The sequence below is a fragment of the Butyrivibrio fibrisolvens genome, from assembly GCF_037113525.1.
Lineage (GTDB): Bacteria > Bacillota > Clostridia > Lachnospirales > Lachnospiraceae > Butyrivibrio > Butyrivibrio fibrisolvens.
The window spans coordinates 2,562,245-2,579,653 of the sequence record NZ_CP146963.1; the positions used below are offsets into that span (position 1 = coordinate 2,562,245).

17 protein-coding genes are annotated in these 17,409 nt (G+C 40.2%); all 17 read right to left on the bottom strand.

The window, feature by feature from the left end; all coding sequences use genetic code 11:
* Window positions 1-11: 11 nt before the first annotated feature.
* The 17 genes from fliQ to WAA20_RS10820 all read right to left on the bottom strand — a co-directional run bounded on the left by fliQ (window position 12) and on the right by WAA20_RS10820 (window position 16,972).
* Complete coding sequence (gene fliQ, locus WAA20_RS10740) at window positions 12-281, bottom strand: flagellar biosynthesis protein FliQ (protein ID WP_073387012.1); 270 nt, start codon at window positions 279-281, stop codon at window positions 12-14.
* Window positions 282-392: 111 nt separating this feature from the next.
* On the bottom strand, window positions 393-1,334 hold the full coding sequence (fliP, locus tag WAA20_RS10745; protein WP_073387013.1) for a flagellar type III secretion system pore protein FliP: 942 nt from the start codon (window positions 1,332-1,334) through the stop codon (window positions 393-395).
* A gap of 29 nt (window positions 1,335-1,363) precedes the next feature.
* Complete coding sequence (locus WAA20_RS10750) at window positions 1,364-1,708, bottom strand: flagellar biosynthetic protein FliO (RefSeq protein ID WP_073387015.1); 345 nt, start codon at window positions 1,706-1,708, stop codon at window positions 1,364-1,366.
* Window position 1,709: 1 nt separating this feature from the next.
* Complete coding sequence (locus WAA20_RS10755) at window positions 1,710-2,072, bottom strand: response regulator (protein WP_022752859.1); 363 nt, start codon at window positions 2,070-2,072, stop codon at window positions 1,710-1,712.
* 132 nt (window positions 2,073-2,204) lie between these two features.
* Window positions 2,205-3,431 carry a flagellar motor switch phosphatase FliY gene (fliY, locus tag WAA20_RS10760; protein WP_073387016.1) on the bottom strand — a complete coding sequence of 409 codons (1,227 nt, stop codon included), beginning with the start codon at window positions 3,429-3,431 and terminating at the stop codon, window positions 2,205-2,207.
* Between the two features lie 3 nt (window positions 3,432-3,434).
* Window positions 3,435-4,415, bottom strand: coding sequence for a flagellar motor switch protein FliM (fliM, locus tag WAA20_RS10765; protein WP_073387018.1), 981 nt, complete (start codon window positions 4,413-4,415; stop codon window positions 3,435-3,437).
* 108 nt (window positions 4,416-4,523) lie between these two features.
* The gene (locus WAA20_RS10770) at window positions 4,524-5,063 is read right to left on the bottom strand and encodes a flagellar basal body-associated FliL family protein (protein WP_073387019.1); all 540 of its coding nucleotides are present in this window, start codon (window positions 5,061-5,063) and stop codon (window positions 4,524-4,526) included.
* Between the two features lie 15 nt (window positions 5,064-5,078).
* Complete coding sequence (locus WAA20_RS10775) at window positions 5,079-5,969, bottom strand: flagellar motor protein MotB (RefSeq protein WP_073387021.1); 891 nt, start codon at window positions 5,967-5,969, stop codon at window positions 5,079-5,081.
* Window positions 5,969-6,766 carry a MotA/TolQ/ExbB proton channel family protein gene (locus WAA20_RS10780; RefSeq protein ID WP_073387022.1) on the bottom strand — a complete coding sequence of 266 codons (798 nt, stop codon included), beginning with the start codon at window positions 6,764-6,766 and terminating at the stop codon, window positions 5,969-5,971. The genes WAA20_RS10775 and WAA20_RS10780 overlap by 1 nt, the downstream gene beginning before the upstream one ends.
* Before the next feature lie 351 nt (window positions 6,767-7,117).
* On the bottom strand, window positions 7,118-10,168 hold the full coding sequence (locus WAA20_RS10785) for a flagellar hook-basal body complex protein (protein WP_073387024.1): 3,051 nt from the start codon (window positions 10,166-10,168) through the stop codon (window positions 7,118-7,120).
* A gap of 195 nt (window positions 10,169-10,363) precedes the next feature.
* Window positions 10,364-10,777: a TIGR02530 family flagellar biosynthesis protein gene (locus tag WAA20_RS10790; RefSeq protein WP_073387026.1), complete on the bottom strand. Its 414-nt coding sequence runs from the start codon at window positions 10,775-10,777 to the stop codon at window positions 10,364-10,366.
* Between the two features lie 111 nt (window positions 10,778-10,888).
* Window positions 10,889-11,617 (bottom strand): flagellar hook capping FlgD N-terminal domain-containing protein, encoded by a 729-nt coding sequence (locus WAA20_RS10795; protein ID WP_073387027.1) that lies wholly within the window; start codon window positions 11,615-11,617, stop codon window positions 10,889-10,891.
* Window positions 11,618-11,682: 65 nt separating this feature from the next.
* On the bottom strand, window positions 11,683-13,170 hold the full coding sequence (locus WAA20_RS10800; RefSeq protein WP_073387029.1) for a flagellar hook-length control protein FliK: 1,488 nt from the start codon (window positions 13,168-13,170) through the stop codon (window positions 11,683-11,685).
* A 497-nt stretch (window positions 13,171-13,667) separates the two neighbouring features.
* Window positions 13,668-13,865 carry a hypothetical protein gene (locus WAA20_RS10805; protein ID WP_073387030.1) on the bottom strand — a complete coding sequence of 66 codons (198 nt, stop codon included), beginning with the start codon at window positions 13,863-13,865 and terminating at the stop codon, window positions 13,668-13,670.
* A 50-nt stretch (window positions 13,866-13,915) separates the two neighbouring features.
* Window positions 13,916-14,830 (bottom strand): hypothetical protein, encoded by a 915-nt coding sequence (locus WAA20_RS10810; protein WP_073387032.1) that lies wholly within the window; start codon window positions 14,828-14,830, stop codon window positions 13,916-13,918.
* Window positions 14,831-15,142: 312 nt separating this feature from the next.
* Entirely contained in the window at window positions 15,143-15,844 is a 702-nt protein-coding gene (locus WAA20_RS10815; RefSeq protein ID WP_073387033.1) for a DUF4230 domain-containing protein, read from the bottom strand.
* A gap of 222 nt (window positions 15,845-16,066) precedes the next feature.
* The gene (locus WAA20_RS10820; protein WP_073387035.1) at window positions 16,067-16,972 is read right to left on the bottom strand and encodes a hypothetical protein; all 906 of its coding nucleotides are present in this window, start codon (window positions 16,970-16,972) and stop codon (window positions 16,067-16,069) included.
* Window positions 16,973-17,409: the final 437 nt, after the last annotated feature.

Genomic DNA, 17,409 nt, shown 5'->3' on the forward strand with positions numbered 1-17,409 from the left:
TTCTTTTTTGATCAATGAATATATAGGGAAAAATCTGACCACAGCTTTGTCATAAAATTGGATATCTGCGTACCCATATAATTTCCAAGAAATATCAAACATCCAAATGCAACAAGAAGTTTAGGAACAAAAGTCAGGGTCTGTTCCTGTATCGAGGTTACAGTCTGGAATATGGAGATCATAAGACCCATTATAAGGGAAGCCAGAAGCATCGGGCCGCCGACTTTTATTACAAGGAATAGTGCTTCTCTTATGATCTGATTAACAACACCAGCATCCATAGATCGTACCTCCATGTGATTTAATACAAGATCGGGAACTACAGGATGTATAGAGTTACGCTCCGTAACTCAGTACATGTTCAGAAATGCATGGATGCATTTCTATGTACGTCAGTAGAACGTCTTAACAAGACTTCCGATTATAAGATTCCAACCGTCTGCAAGTACGAACAGAAGTATTTTGAATGGCATAGAAATCGTAGTAGGCGGGAGCATCATCATACCCATTGACATAAGTACGGATGCAACTACCATATCGATAACAATAAATGGGATGTAAATAAGGAAACCTATGATGAATCCGGTTCTAAGTTCACTTATCATAAATGAAGGAACAAGGACCGTAGTCGGGATGTCATCAAGTGTTCCATCCCATTCATCTCCGCTTATCTCCATAAATAAAACAACGTCTTTGCGCTGGGTCTGTGGATACATGAACTCTCTTATAGGTTTCATGGCTTTATCCAAAAACTCCTGCTGAGTAACTTCGCCGTTATTAAACGGTACGTAAGCTTCATTGTATACACGAAGTATAGTCGGCTGCATTATATAGAAGGTCAGAAACAGAGCCAGTCCTACAAGTACCATGTTAGGAGGGGCTGTCTGGGTATTAAGAGCTGTTCTTGTAAAGTGAAGAACCAGAATGATCCTCGTAAACGAGGTCATCATAATGATAATAGAAGGTAACAGTGCGAGCAGAGTAAGAGTTATGAAAATGCGCAGCGCACCATTAATGTCACCGTTACCATTGTCGTAGGTAACGGTAACATAATTAGCAATATTAAGTTCCGAAAGGTCTTCAGCCGTTTCGGCTGTGCCGGGGTCTTTGATATTGGTACGTTCATCATCCGTACCAGTCAAATGATAATCCGGTTCAACAGTGGGGTCAGTGTCCGTGGTGTCATCAACATATTCTGTTCCGGCCTCGGTCGCAGTTGATACGATAGGAATTGCAAAAGAAAGAAAGGCCACCATAACCGCAGATGCCGCAGTGCTGATGACAGCTCTAGAAAGCAACCGGCGTATGTTGTCCTTTCCCTTAGGATTTCTCATATTCCGCTTGATCCCCCGCTAAGCAAAGTTTATTTTTGCTGCCAACCCTGTTTAATTTTATCCATGATATTTTGGAAAGAATTACCTGAAGAAAAATCCTGCGCTGCAACTTCCACGTCCTCGGATGAAAGTTCACAGAGTTTTTCTATGGAATCCTTGCTCACAGCTATTGCCACATACTTCGAGCCAATACGTATTATCTGCACGTATTGGCTTGGGCTAAGGCGCATGACTTCAACAGATTCAATGTTGGTATTAACAGAATGGTTTTTCTGATATCCAGCAATAAATCTGGTCGTGAAATACGTAAGCACCAGAATAACTATGAATAAAAATATCACAGTTAAAAACTGAGCTATAGCTGTTACGTCCAAATTATCCTATAACCTTCTTGACAGCCTCGAGAACACGGTCTGCCTGGAAAGGTTTAACGATAAAGTCACGAGCGCCTGACTGTATAGCTTCAACAACCATGGCCTGCTGACCCATTGCTGAACACATGATAACTACGGCTTTAGGATCGCCTTCTTTGATCTTCTTGAGTGCCTGGATTCCATCCATCTCAGGCATAGTAATATCCATCAGCACAAGATCCGGATGAAGCTCATTATACTTTTCTACTGCTTTTGCTCCATTCTCTGCTTCGCCTGCGACATTGTAGCCATTTTTTGTAAGAATATCTTTGATCATCATTCTCATAAATGCTGCGTCATCACAAACTAACACATTTTTTGCCATCGCTCATTCTCCATTTCTTTTTAGTAATATAGTTGTCGGTTAAGGAGATTAAATTACCATCGGTAATTTAACTCGATTAAAAAAGCTAATCGCAATCTGCGTAAAATATATCGGACAGATATGCAAATTACTTTACTTAATAATTTCTGTGACCCTGACACCAAAACTTTCGTCGATTACAACTACTTCTCCTTTGGCTACATACTTGCCGTTAACAAGTACGTCTACAGGTTCACCTGCAACTTTATCCAGTTCTATGATAGTACCTGGTGCAAAATCAAGAATGTCAGAAATTGGCTTGTGCGTTCTACCAAGCTCAACAGTAACTTCAAGCGGAACGTCTTTGATCAGAGTAATGTTTTCGCCGCCTGCAATGAGCTGACCGTCCGGACTGAAATTCTGGAATGATGCCGGCTGAACGTTCATACTCTGCATAGGCATCATCTGTGGCTGCATCATCATCTGCGGCTGCATCATAGGCTGTCCCATCATCGGCTGGCCCATCATTGGCTGCTGCATCATCGGCTGCTGTGCCATAGACTGATCCATTGCTGGCGGAGGAGCTGCTGCATCCATCGCTGGCGCTGCATCCATTGCGGGAGCAGGCGCTGGTTCAGACGGAGGAGGAAGCTGATCCTCTTTAGTGCTTGTAATAAAAGTATCATACAAACTCTTTGCAAAGTCAACAGGATACAACTGCATGATTGACGAATCCACAAGATCGCCGATCTGCATCTTGAAGTTGATCCTTACAAAAGTTCCGCGCAGGAATTCTGCTATTTCACCAGGATCCGTATCCATGGCTGCAAGGAGCGTTGCCTGAGGCGGCGAAATATCAACCTTCTCATCGATCATTGATGAAAGCGCTGTCGCAGCAGCACCCATCATCTGGTTCATGGCTTCGGAAATAGCAGACAGCTGCAGCTCTCCGATCTCACCATCCTGAATATTGGTACCGTCGCCGCCCATCATAAGATCAGTGATGACCATAACATCATGTTCTTTTAATATCATGATGTTACTGCCATCAAGACCGATCGTGTACTTGATCTGTACAAATACACACGGTCTCTCATAGTCACTCATGAGCTTATCCCAGTTGCATAATGAAACTACGGGCGTTGTGATATTAACCTTCTGATTTACGAGCGAGAAAAGAGTTGTCGCAGAAGAACCCATACTGATATTGGCAACTTCACCGACCGCGTCTTTTTCCACATCGGAAAGAAGGGACTCATCAATTTCACCACTCATAACGCTGCCTCCATCCGGCGCCGCATCACCCGAATCTCCGCCGCCAGATGTATCCATGCCTTCCAAAAGGGCATTAATTTCATCCTGAGAGAGTGTTCCGTCCATCTTTTATTCCTCCTCTCTTATCACCGACGTAACCCTAACCGCATACTTTTTATCCGAAGTTCCAGGAAGTGCAGTGAATTTATCTATATTTCCCACATATACATGCATTTCCTGAGTAACTCTGGAATCAAGTCTTATAATGTCCCCTAGCTGAAGCTGTACAAAGTCACTGACAGATACCTGACATTTTCCAAGCACTGCTTTGACAGGTACTTCAATCTTTCTAACGAGGGATTCAAGAAACTCTGAATCATTCTCTTCGTTATGCCTTTGCATACTGGAGAACCAGTACTTGGTATTCAGACGATCCATTACACTTTCAAGTGTAAAGAAAGGAAGACAGAAGTTCATGAGACCTTCTACTTCACCTATCTTCAGATTCAGTGTTACGATAGCGATCATATCTGTCGGAGATATGACCTGTGCAAACTGAGGATTGGTCTCTATTCTGTCAAGAATAGGATCAATGTTTACAACGTTCTCCCATGGCTCGACCAGCTGCTGAACGCATATTGTTACCATTTTCTCTATAAGAGGCATCTCAATATCAGTGAAGGCTCTTGGCTTATCGAGCGCCGTTCCTTCACCGCCCAGCATTCTGTCTATAAAAGAAAATCCTATATTGGACTGAACTTCAACAATTATCTGACCCTGTAGCGGATTAAAATTAACAATACCCAGAATTACAGGGTTTGAAAGAGCATTTGAAAATTCCGAGAATGTAACTGTTTCTGAGTTTTCAACTGTTATCTGTACATTTTTTCTAAGATAAAGGGGCAAAGTTGTAGCAAGAAGTCTTCCATAATGCTCAAAGATGATCTCAAGTGTTCTCAGATGCTCTTTAGAGAACTTCGCAGGGCGTCTGAAATCATAGTCCTTGACCTTTTTCTCATCGGCCTTGGACATCTCTTCGACATCTAGTTCACCTGTTGACAGCGCCGCCAGTAGGTTATCTATCTCATTTTGGCTTAAGACATCACTCATACTCCTCTATCTCCCATACCCTATTCGGACCAGAGTCAAACTTTTTGGGACCTGTTTTTTAGGTCCAGAGTTTAACGAGGTTGATTTATCAAACTCATTAAACTCATATTACATTTTTACTGGCAAGAATGAACTGAAGCTTATGTCATAAATGAATGCAGAACCGAAATAGTCCTGAACCTTATCAAGGATCTCCCTCTCGATCGCTGCCTGGTTATCTGATACATTATCGAAGTTATACTGTGATACTACTTCATTAACAATAGACTTGATCTTGGATGTTGCACCTGCAAGACTTTCACTTGATCCAAGTGTTGCATAATCTGAATTTACAGTATCCATAGATATATTAAGTGAACACCGCAAGATCGCAGACTGACCGCTTTCTGTCTTGGAAAGAGATATCTGGATATCTGTGATCTCATAGTTAGCTGTATCAGCAGCTGTTATATCCGATGCCTGTCTTGCAAAGCCTGCGCTTGTTCCTGCGCCGCCCCCTGCTTCAAGTTCAAGAGCCGATGCAATATCCGATATTACTGTGGCTGTCTTTTGATTAGTCTGCATAACTGACAGCATTACTATTCCGGTAAGAACCGTATTGATAATAAGTAAAGCCAGAATAATTATAGCCAGCATGTTCCTTTTCATATTCGTTCTCCTTTTTTAATATGAGGAACTTAAAGGATTATATATTCTAATTTCTACACGTCTGTTCTTAGCTCTGCCTTCTGCTGTTGTGTTATCAGCAACCGGTACATATTCTCCTCTTCCGGAATGCTTGATATTAGCAGGATCAAGTTCTGTTACATCCAAAATATAATAGAAAACAGAAAGTGCACGTGCATCAGAAAGCTCATCGTTATTAGCAAACATAGCATTACTGATGGGCACATTATCTGTATGACCTTCGATTTCAATAGTTCCGCCTGCGTAGCTTTCAAGTACGGCTCCAACCTTATCAAGTACAGGATAAGCGCTTTCCTGAAGCTGGGCGCTACCTGATGCAAATAAGAGTGATCCACTTATGGTAAGCTGCACATACTGACTTGTATAGTTAAGTATTACGTCAGATATTACTTCCTCTTCTGTAAGCTCTGCCTTTTCTTCTTCAGTCATTCCGGCCTGAAGAGCCTCAGTAACTTCTTTTGCAAGCTGCTCTGAAGCTTCCATCTGGGCTGCTTCAAGTGTCGCTTCAGCTTCAGAGACGTCAGGACCGCCTTCAGATACATCTTCTCCGCTTGTTGCATCTGTTGTCTCATCAGCATCGCCTGATGCAGAAGCACCCATAGAAGTTGTATATGCAGAAAGCGAACTTAGCTGTGATACACCATCTCCAATCAGAGCGCCATCACCAAGTGCATTCTGACCACCATCGAAAATACCAAAAGCCGCACTAAAGGAAGCTGCAACTTCCTCATATTTTGCCGCATCCAAAGTTGACATTGAGAAAAGTAGCACGAAGAAACACAGAAGCAGATTCATTAGATCGCCGAAGGTACCCTGCCAGGCAGGACATCCTTTTTTAGGCGGGGCTTCTTTTTTTGCTTTAGCCATTACTCACCTCCGCCACCACCATTAGCCGCATCGTAAGCTTCTCTTTCTGAAGGAGTCATGAATGCCTTAAGCTTTTCTTCTGTTACTCTGGGGTTCTCTCCTGCCTGTATAGACAAGATTCCCTCTATCATTACGCCTTTATATGTAAGCTCAGCGTCATTATCGAATTTAAGTTTTTCTGCAATAGGGAAACAAATCCAGTTCGCGATGGCGGATCCGTAGAATGTCGTGATAAGAGCAACCGCCATGTTAGGTCCAAGTGAAGATGCATCTGACATGTTATTAAGCATGTTAACAAGTCCGATGAGGGTACCGATCATACCCCAGGAAGGTCCCTGGCTGGCCCAGTCCTCAAAGAACTTGATGTTTAGCTTATGTCTTGCATCAACTGCATCAATCTCCGCCTCGAGAATGGCTCTTACAAGCTCAGGCTCAGTACCGTCTGCTGTAAGAAGTAGTCCCTTTTTAAGAAGGGGGTCTTCAATACTGTTAGCTGCTTCTTCAAGAGCAAGAAGTCCTTCTTTTCTGGCGGTATTGGAAAGATCAACGATCTGTTTTACAAGTCCTGACATGTCAAGACTTGGCATCTTAATAACAACACCAATCGTCTTAAGTGCTGTGATAGCACCAGGAATCGTATTGGTACCAAATGTTGCAAGAAGAGAACCACCGATTGTGATAACAACCGACGGTATATCAATGTAACTGGGAATAGTCTGAAGACCACCGGCCGTCGCAATTCCCAGAAGGATTATTACAATTCCACCACCAAGAGCTGCTATTGTAGCTAGATCCACGTTAAATCTCCTTTATCCATCTTAGAATAAGGTTTGAAAGACAGGACTTTCAAACGCGAGAATAACAATAGATAGACATGGTTCGTGCAATCAATTCCGCAATTAATGTTTATTATAAAAATTATTATATCACGAAATATTGTACTTGTCTGTCAATTTTATACTAATGACACAAATATTTTTGCAATTTTTGGTAAAATTTGTTGATATTGGTTGATTCTTTAATTGATTAAAACAAAAAACAATTTGATACAAATCATATTCTTGCATGCACCTTTTTTAAGATGCATGCAAGAAATATAGGGTGTCCTATAGGGACCTGTATTCAGGTCTCATGTACCTGATCATTCATTAACGTTTCAGGTTAGTAAGTTCTTCAAGAAGTGTATCTGAAACTGTGATAATTCTGGAATTCGCCTGGAAACCACGCTGTGCTGTGATCATGTTGGTGAACTCATTGGAAAGGTCTACGTTACTCATTTCCAAAACGCCGGTTGAGATTGAACCGCCGCCAACTGTGATATCCTGAACTACAGGATCACCTGAGTTGAGTGTTGCTGTATAGAGGTTGTTACCTGCCTTCTCAAGACCTGATGCATTAGCAAATGTTGCAGATGCAATCTGTCCAAGAAGAAGTGTCTGACCGTTAGAGTAAGATGCTGAGATCTTACCATCCTTAGAGATCGTAATACCTGTCATTGTACCCATCATACGTCCTGTGTTGTTACCTGCAAGGTCTCCCTTTGAAGCCTGAAGAGTAGATGTTCCTGATGAGTTGTAGTTAGTTGTTGTTGAAAGATCAAGGTATACATCTGTCCAAGGGTTAACTGTATCATCCATATCAGGATTGAAGTTAAGGATGATCTTATCAGTTGTAATGGTTGAATATCCCATTCCGTTCTCTGATCCGTCAGCCTGCTTGAAGGTTGCTCCGATATAAGAACCATTAGCATGATCGTAGTTAAGAGTCATTTCGTTACGGTTGTACTCTGTTGCTATAGTCTTATAGGAGTTATCTGTGATTGTAAGAGATGCATTACCACTTGTATCCATTTCTATTGTATAAGTATCATATGGTTCACTTGTATCAAACTCATTACTGGATATTCCAAATGCATTTTTAGCAAGTGCTGAAAGAGATGTCATATTACCTGATGTATCAACATCTTCTGTTGTCGTAAGTGATACAGTAATAGTTGTTCCTGATGCTGATGCTGAATATCCATCTGCTGTATTAAGTGTATAATCTGTATCTTTATAACTTGTAATCTGAAGTCCACTTGAAGAAATAACATATGACGACTTTGAATACGTTGACTCAGAAACATAGTCCTGTACTTTTGTAGCATCTAATCCAAATGCTTTAAGAATGCCTTCTGCTTGTGAATTATCTGTAAGATCTGTAAGCTTGCCTGATGAATTTATTGTATATTCATGTACTGACGATTCATCATTGAATGCAACTTTTTCAGTTCCAACATTTGCCGTAACAGGTTTTGTTGTGTCCATTTCATATGTATCAGTCTTTGGTTCATATGTTTTATATGTAACAACCATTGATAATGTATTATTTGTTGTGTCTACAGTTATTGCATATGTTGCATTTGCTCCCTCTGCAAGGTATTTCTCTTTATCTTCACTTGATATTCCAAAATAGGTAGCAATAGCATCTGTAAGACTACCTGTTTTAGTTACATCAGCATAACCTGTACCATATGTAATTCTAATGGGATCTGTTGTGTCATCTGTTGTTGTAAAATCACAGGAATAGCCAGTTGCAAGTGAATCAGCGACCGATGTATTATTCTTTGCTTCTTTATATGAAACAAGTAATTTAGCGTATTTATTACCACTTTTTTCATATTGTTCAAATCTATATGAAGCATCAGGATGATCGCTAGTATATGTAGCTGGAGTCAAATTGTTGTAATATGCTAGTATTTTTGCTCCGTCCTCGCTAGCTGCAAAATCCGAAAAATTTGTTCCCGAAACATCAGTATTAACTTTTTCAGCTTTTCCTTCTCTGATGGTTGCAGTACCGCTTGTAACCACAACTTCATAACCACTTCCAACTCCAAGAGTAGTTGTAGTAGGAACTGTAAGAGTTACTGTACTTCCATCTTCTGTATGATATGTACTAGCAGAATTCAATCCTGTAGGAATCTTATAAGCAGTTTTAAGTGCTGATGATATTGCTGTATACTTACCACCATCAACGTCTGATGTAAGAGTACCAGTAGTAGTTTTATACTCAATAGTAGCTACTGATCCGGATACAGTTACTTTATAAGATGCTGTGTTAGTATCATTTACTACTGCCTTTTTTGTAGTTGTTGAAGTTGTTCCTGTATGTGAGATAGTAAGATTTCCAAGATTATCCATTGTATATGTATCTGCGTCATAGAAAGTCTTACCATCGATAGCTATGTTATAAAGGTCTTTTAAAACACCGGCATTATCAAGATCTTTAAGAGTTCCACTTGTTGGTACTGCTGAAAACATTGTTGTATCAGTTGTTGTACTGTCACTATCTGACAGAGCAAAATCTGCAGTTCCCTTAGCTGCTGAATAATTAGATACATAATAACCGGACTTAAGTACTCCGGGAACCTGCTCTGTAACACCAGCCTGTGCATCGCTTCCAAGATGTACATTTGCAAGCTGCTCTGCTCCAACTGATACACCATCAGAATCCATGATGTCTGTAAGTGTCATTGTATATGTGTTCATTTCGTTATCTACGTCCTTGATTGTGAACTCTGCTGTGTAGAGGTAACCAAGGTTATCGTAGAACTCGAGAGCTATTTTTTTACCTGCGGATGATGTGATGTTTGTATCCTTAGCGTCGATATTACCGCTGATAACTGCCTGAGATGTTCCTTCAGGAGGGAATGTACTGGTCTCATCTGACATGATCTGGAGCTTGGTAAGACCGCCGTTTGTATTTATTGATGTAACACCTGTTTCTTCATCAGTAACTGCCATCCATCCCATGATGTAGTAACCGTCTGACTGAGTAGCAAGATTACCATTACCATCTACATAGAATGAACCATCTCTCGTGTATACATTCTGGGTACCGTCATTGACGATGAAGAATGCATCACCGGATATCATAAGATCGTATGGATTGTTTGTAGTCTGAGTTGCACCCTGAGTCTCTATCGCTGTAGCTATGGAAGCTGACTGAGCACCAAGACCTATCTGGCGGGCATTGACACCACCGGTTGTTTCGGTTGAGCCTGATGCGTGCTGTGTTGTCTGGTACATCAGATCTGAAAAGCTGATAGACTGGGACTTAAAAGATGTGGTGTTTACGTTAGCGATGTTGTTACCGATAACATCCATTTTGGTCTGGTGAGTCTTGAGACCTGCAACACCTGAATACATTGATCTTAACATAGATAAAACCTCCTACTTGTCGATACCATTCACAGTCTGCCATTATCCGTAAATTATTCGAATTTACCTTTTTTAGCAAAACTATGAAAATGATTGGTATCAGCAGGAGCAGAATATTTCTTGAAAAATCCTTCTGTCAGTCGGGATTTTCTAGACCTCTTTGTAGAAAAAAATCTTTTTTTCTTAAGTCCGGCCTTATGCTATTACTGCTCCATCGATATTTGTAAATACTTTGCTATCACTCTTGTCGTTCTGGTTCATTGCTGTAACTACTGTATTGTTTGGTACGTTTACTATGAATGCTAATGAATCGACCAGTATAAGTGATTCGCTGATTCCTTTCTCTCCTGCCTGTATCTTTCCCTGATTCAGGCGTTCAAGCTGTTGTTTGGTGATTTCGATATTTCTGTCACTTAATCTTGCCGCTGCATGTTTTGAAAATTTAAGCGGCTCGTTTAGTTTTTTCAGTTCCTGCGCTTTGTCCAGAATGGATGCGAATGATTCCTTGCCTTCACCGATCTGGACGTTTGGTTTTGAAACTTTGTCTTTGCCCAGGTACTGACCCTGAACTTGATCTATGGAAAGAAAGGATGGATTCAAACTATTCATTTGTCTGCCTTCTCCTTTCTATTTCAGGGGGCTAAATTTTTCTTTAACCCCCTTATTCCTTTTTCTAGGTACTACTTTAGATGTTTGTCGTATGTCTTTTCCTGATCATTCTTAATCGTTGTCTACTTCCTCAGATTCCTGAACTTCTTCAACCTGTCTGTTTCCTGAAGTTTTTTCTGATTCCGCTACTGCTTTTTCCATAAGGTCTGCATACTTAAGAGCGTACTGTGAAATCTTGGTAAGTTCTGTTGCTGAGAAGAATGCTGAAGGATCACCTGTCATTGATTCGTATGCTCCGAGCATCTTCTCGATATTTTCTTTGTCAGCATAAAGTGTTATGTAATCTACAGCCGGGAGCTTATCCAGCATTTCAAGTACGGTTCCTGCCAGCTGCGTGTTGTCATAATATGTGCCATCGACAACTGCATTTACATCGTCGAGCTTGTACTTGTTACCGTTTACGCTTACATAAGAATCGCCGCTTTCATAAGAAACGAAATCAACCTTACCTTCAACGATAGACTTAACTTCGCCGGTATCTTCATCTACCTGTTTGATCTGAACTGTCTTGCCTACCATGTCGGCTGCTCTGTTAAGTGCTACTGTGTTAGCCAGATTCTGCATCTGCTCAACCTGTGTGAACTGAGCGTACTGTGAAATATACTCTGTGTTGGAAGTAGGTTCCAGGGGGTCCTGATATTTCATCTGTGCACACAGAAGCTGCATGAACTGCTCTTTGTATTCGCCGATTTTGTTGTTAGATGTGGTTTCCGTTTTTTCTGAAGCAGCTTTACTGTTATTTACGATTACTCCATCTTTTACTATTGCATCTACTGCCATTTTTTCCACCTCGTTACTTTGACCTTTTGTGGCCGGGGATCAGACCATTTTGTGATTCTGACCACTTAAGCCTGGTAGTCAACTGTCTGTCCGTTTGCTGCCATCATTTCGGCTGCCAGTCTAGTTTCTTCGTCGAGCTCCAAGGTTCCCTCCTGCAATAGGTCCGGGTCTCCAAGGTTAATTCTTCGTATTCTGCTCTGACGTTTTTCTTCCTTCTCTGATGCGTTCTGCTGATTTCCTTTTTCAAGGTTTTGTTCGAATGCGTGTGCATCAACTGCTACTTCTACTGCGTTTACTTTGATGCCTTGTTCATCGAGCTTTTGCTGAAGCTGTATTAGCTGTGTCTGAAGTGCTGTCTTGGCTTCTTCTGTGGATGCTGTGAATCTTGCTGTAACTCCGCCGTCTTGTGCCTGCTCTACCATGACTCTTACTGTTCCAAGGCTTGCGGGATGAAGCTGTATCTCCATTGATGTCATTGTCTCTTTGACGTTAACTTTCATGTAATCTGTGATCTGGTTTATAACGTCCAATGGATTTGTGCCTTGAGTCTGGGGTCTTGTGCTTTCATTTACTGCTTCATTAAATGCGTTCTTCAGGTCATTTACCATTTGCTGATAAGGATTCATTTCAGGAGTTTTGATCTCATCTGTCTGGGAAAAGAGATTATTGTTTTCGCCTTTAAATTCTTTGCCTTCGCCTTCGTGTTTTTCAGTATCTTTACTTTCTTTTACCTGTTCGCTTTCTAAAAGACCTTTATCTGATGCTTCAATCTCTATCTTGTCTTCTAATGTCTTCGGTTCTGCGTCTTTTAGATTTTTAATGTTTTGTTCAAAGGTTCCTGAAAGCTCTTTTCCTTGAAACGTCTTAAGAGTTTCAAGCATCTGATCTATCTCCTGAGGCTCAGCGTCGTAATCTGTAGCTATGTCCTCAATCATCTTGCGAGCGCTTTCCATCAGGTCTTGCAGTGAATGTGAAAGATCTTCATCCATTAGAATCTCTGAAACATCCTCTGTACCGGTGACTTCCATTACCACTTGTGTCAGATTCTCAGGATTAAAAAGATCTGTTAGTGTCAATCCAAGCTGTGCTAAAATCTCTAATACTTCTTCATCTGTTACATCAAGTTCATCGGCTATCTCTGATACCAGCTCTTTGCCTGCATCTTCTAAATCTTCGCTTATCTCAGAGATTTTGTTTTCAAGATCGTTTGCCTTGTTCTCTTCTTTGATGCCTTGTGTCTGTTTCTTGTCTGGTCTGTTTGTTTCTGCTTTTTTAGTGTCTGTTTTTGAATCCTTTATTCTGTTTTCTGTGTCTGTCCGTCCTTTGTTGTTCACATCTTTTTGTGAAGCGGTCTGTCCGGTGTTTTGCAATGTACTATCTTTTTGTAGTGAATTGTTTGAGCCTGATATGTTCGATAGTCTTGCATCCTCGATGACACTGCCAAAATCACCGCCTTTGGTCGCCTGTTGTACTTTGCCTTGCTGCCGAGTCTGGGTCGATATCTGCGGCATCATAGAAAGTACTAAGGCTTCGCCCATTGTGCTTCCTGGCATGTACTGTCGCTCCTTTCCAGCTATATCTTTGACTTCCGTGTCATGGATTTGCTTAAGAACTTTAGACGCGCTTCCCTGCGCATATATTACTTGTCATCACATATATCGGAGTGAAATGCAAAAGGAATAACCTTTTCTGATAAAAAAGAAATGGGGGAGCGTTTTTGGGGATAGCGGGGGAGATTTGGCAGAAACCACTGATATAATCCTCGAGCTACCTTGCCACTCGTCGTAGGGGCTTATATTGTTCGCATTAGGGTAATTGGATACGTACAGTTTTTTTACGAATTGACGTACGATGCCCCTGGACACTCCTCGTACGGATTACGCTCGAGGATTATATCAGTGGTTTCTGCCAAATCTGCGGTATCGTTTCTCTCCAAAAAACGCGTAGTAGAAAGTAGCGAAGAAAATCGCTGCAATTAAAAAATCCCACAGTAGGGGATTTTTCCTTGCTGTGGGATTTATCGATTCTATCGATTATTTATTATGATTAATTACTTCTTTTCTTTCATTAAAGCGCTGACACGTTCTATGTACTCTTTTGCTTTATCGTCTGAAATGTTATATTTTTTACATAACTTATCTTGTATTACATCCACTGAAATATTGTCTTCGATCTTATCTTCTATGAAGATAAAAATACCCTGCTCATAAATTATGAAACCAGGTAAATCAAGTACTTTTCCACCCATAACATTCCCATTTTCCTTTGGACATTAACTTATATTTCTTGATACATTAATCAGCAAGACGATATATGAGTTTCATTAGAAAAAAACTCTTCAATAAGTTGTTTTCTATATCCCTGATCACTCATTGCCTTATCAAAATCATCAAGTCTACCGAGTTCTTTCAGTTTCTGATATAACTGGCTCATAATATCTATTCCACTATCATATCCTTTTCCGTACCCATTCTCATATGACGATTCTTTGACATGATTGATATGTGCTTCTTCGTTATATTCAGTAAACAGCATTTCCTTCGCCTCCATTCTATGAGCTTCCAGAATTTCCTTCATAATGCCTTCGTTGATGCAATCGTCTATTGCCTTATCTATCGCATCTCCAAGCACCATCCCGCTTTGACAGTTACTTCTGATTCTTGAGATAAGCAATGCATAGTCTCTAAGCTCCGTGCACTTCTCCATAAGTTCCTTATTGTGCTCATAATTGATATTAAGCACAGTTGCCTTACATTCAAGAGCTGGTTCAAACTTGCCATCACCATTAAATGCATCACTTAAGCTAAGCACTTTCCTGTCTGGTTCTTCCTTAGTTCCATTATAAAATACCACAAACTGCGGCATTGGTATCTTTACAAGCTTATCATCAAAAAAATCGTACTTCTCATATACAGTCTTGTGATAAAGCTTCGAAAGATAGATAAAACCTCTGAATGGCATATTGGGATTAACCGAACTCTGGTGTTCATAAAGGTTCATCTTATCTGTAAACAGGAAAGACACATCGTTTTTCATGTTCAAGTATAAGAAATCCTCGATAGTGTTGATCTCAATGTCATCAGGATTCGTATAATTGGTCCCATTTACAGCATTATACAAATTAAGCAAGGCTTTCTTTGATGAAAAAACCTTCTTGAAAAATCTGTCCTTGTGCTCTCTGTTGCCCCTGTTTTCAGTTACTACTTCTTCCATTTGTTACCTCCATTATATGTACTGATATTTTTGCTTGCAACATCAAATACACAAGAGGCATTCCTTGAAAAAAGACTTATCAGAATCAAAAGATACAAAAAGTTCTGGCTATAAAGCTAAAAAAACATTAAGTTCATCAATTTATAGTAATAATCTTCAAATTCAAAATAGGGATAAATGGCGAAAATGCCGTGATACCTCTACATGCATAAGAACATTGCTAACAAAGTGTAGCATAACTACTCTTTATTGTAAAGGCTCACGGCACATACCAAATATATACAGAGTTCAGAAAAACTCCCATGTATTTCTTTATTGAAATACAATCTTCAATTCATAATTACTATCTACAGCTTCAACAACCGGCGCATATATGGCATATACGGCGTCCAAAGCAAGGTCATCGGCTTCCTGCCCATTGGCGGTGGTATTGAATTTTTCTACTAATCTGTCTCTGAGCTCTGTTTCTATTATGTTGTAGTCTGAAAGTGTAAGTTTTATTGTTCCAATCGCCCAGAAACCGGTTGTCTGCTCTCCGATCTCAACCTTGTTAGGGTCAATATCGATGGTATCAAGCCTTGGATGTGGGATCTTAATCGTCAGAACTTTATTTTCGCTGTCATCAATTATGTTAGCAGCGGTCAGTTCATCAAGTTCTACGATAAAAGAGCCTTTGCCGGTATATTTAACTGTTTGGTACTTTTTGGTTGACTCAGCATCAAGGAAGCTAAACATTCTGTCTTCAATCGTATAACTGACAGTACCTTCCTGTTCAAACACAACAAGTTTCCGAGTTTCATTAGGTTTTGACAAGATTACTTCAGAAAATGAAACTCTCACTCCACTATCACTAAGAACTATGGTATTAGGATCGACAACTGTTACGCCATCCCTATATTTCGAAAGATCATAACTTTTATAGTCTTTATATATAAGCCAGATCACAATTGAAGAAATGATGCAGATAACGCAAAAAACGATGCTAATTACTTTAAATACGGTTGCTTTTTTCATATACAAGCTCTCCCACAAAAATGATGCTGTAACAACTTACCATGACTTTTTGTCACTTCGTTCCAAAAGTCATGTAAATAGGCCAATTGAGAACACCTTCGGTGTTAGGCCTATTTACCTACCGATTCATTTTCTTACGAAATCCGCAGTAAATGCGGATTTCTGATTCAAAGTTGCGAAAACATATTCTTTAATAAAGTTAACCCGGATAAGAGTCCCTTATTAACTCTTCATCTCTTTATTCTCGGTAAAATCATTGTTATCTTCTTTTGTTTTTTCCCTCAAAAAGAAATCTCCACGACTTCTAAAGCTTTCTAACTGGAGCATCTGGTTTAGTATCCAAAAGAGTATAAGGAAAGTCAAAACAGGAATAACACAGTAAGCAACTGCAAGTATCGCGATAGAATTTACGAACTTACCGACAATTCCTTTGTAATAGTTAAACAGATCCTGAACGCCTCCTATTGCCGTGTTAAAAAGCTCGGATATTCTTTCATAAAAACTCTTGTCTTCAGATGCATTTTCGGACATGCCTTCCACTTTGTCCGCCCCATCTTCTGCCAGGGTTATCGCATCATTCACATATGACATGGAACCTGAGCACAGACGATTTGATATGGCAGTTCCACAAGGCACCACCAGGATAAGCACAAGCGAAAGGGCAAAAATCTTCAAAGACAGCTTTATAGCAATCTTCTTTACCCACTTCGTGGTGGCAATAAGATATATTATCAGTAATAAAAATGCTATTGGGAGTAAATATTTGAATATGATCGGTATGCCTTTAGTTACCAGAAGATTCTCAAAATAGATCATCCCTAGCATAAACACCAGATATTTATTCATATCCGCCAGAGAATCCGCAAGCGGAGTCCCCCAGTCATCTGGAAGTAGCGTTATCGCAAACGAAAGCGCGATCGTAGCACCCGTGACCTTCATAACTACCGTCTTAGATTCATCAAGCGTTTCAACTGATCTTGAAAAAACAGGAAGATCTGCAACCTTAGCAGAAGCAACCGATCCCGAAAGCGTAGCCAACAATATAAGAAGCGCTATAAGACACTTATGCTTAATTATTTCCGCACAAATCTTTTTAAGTTCTAAAACAACCTTATCCACAGCTCCCATAGCCAGTTCTCCCTCCCCATATTCCTCAAATTTTCATACTAATCTTTTGGGAAATTATATCAATACCAAGTGTTAGTAAACTTTATCAAATATATATACTCTATACCTTTAATATTCCTGAAAATACGTAAATCATACATTCCCACCCTTTACGCCTCAAATTCTTCATCCATATTGTACCCTCTATACCTTTAACCTCCCGAACTTCTCACAACTATCCTCATCTCTGCTTTTCTCGCCTGAGCTTTCTCACCCCAAACGCACGCTATACCTAGAAGATTCCTGCGGGTGGCAGTTAACAAATGGTTTTGGGGTCATTGAAAATTTTATAGAATTCAAGAGCTTGATAGATGGAATTATATATTCTCGCTTGGGATTCATTGTTTGAACGAAGCGAGTTTATGAATCCCAGAATATATAATGCCAGATATCATGCC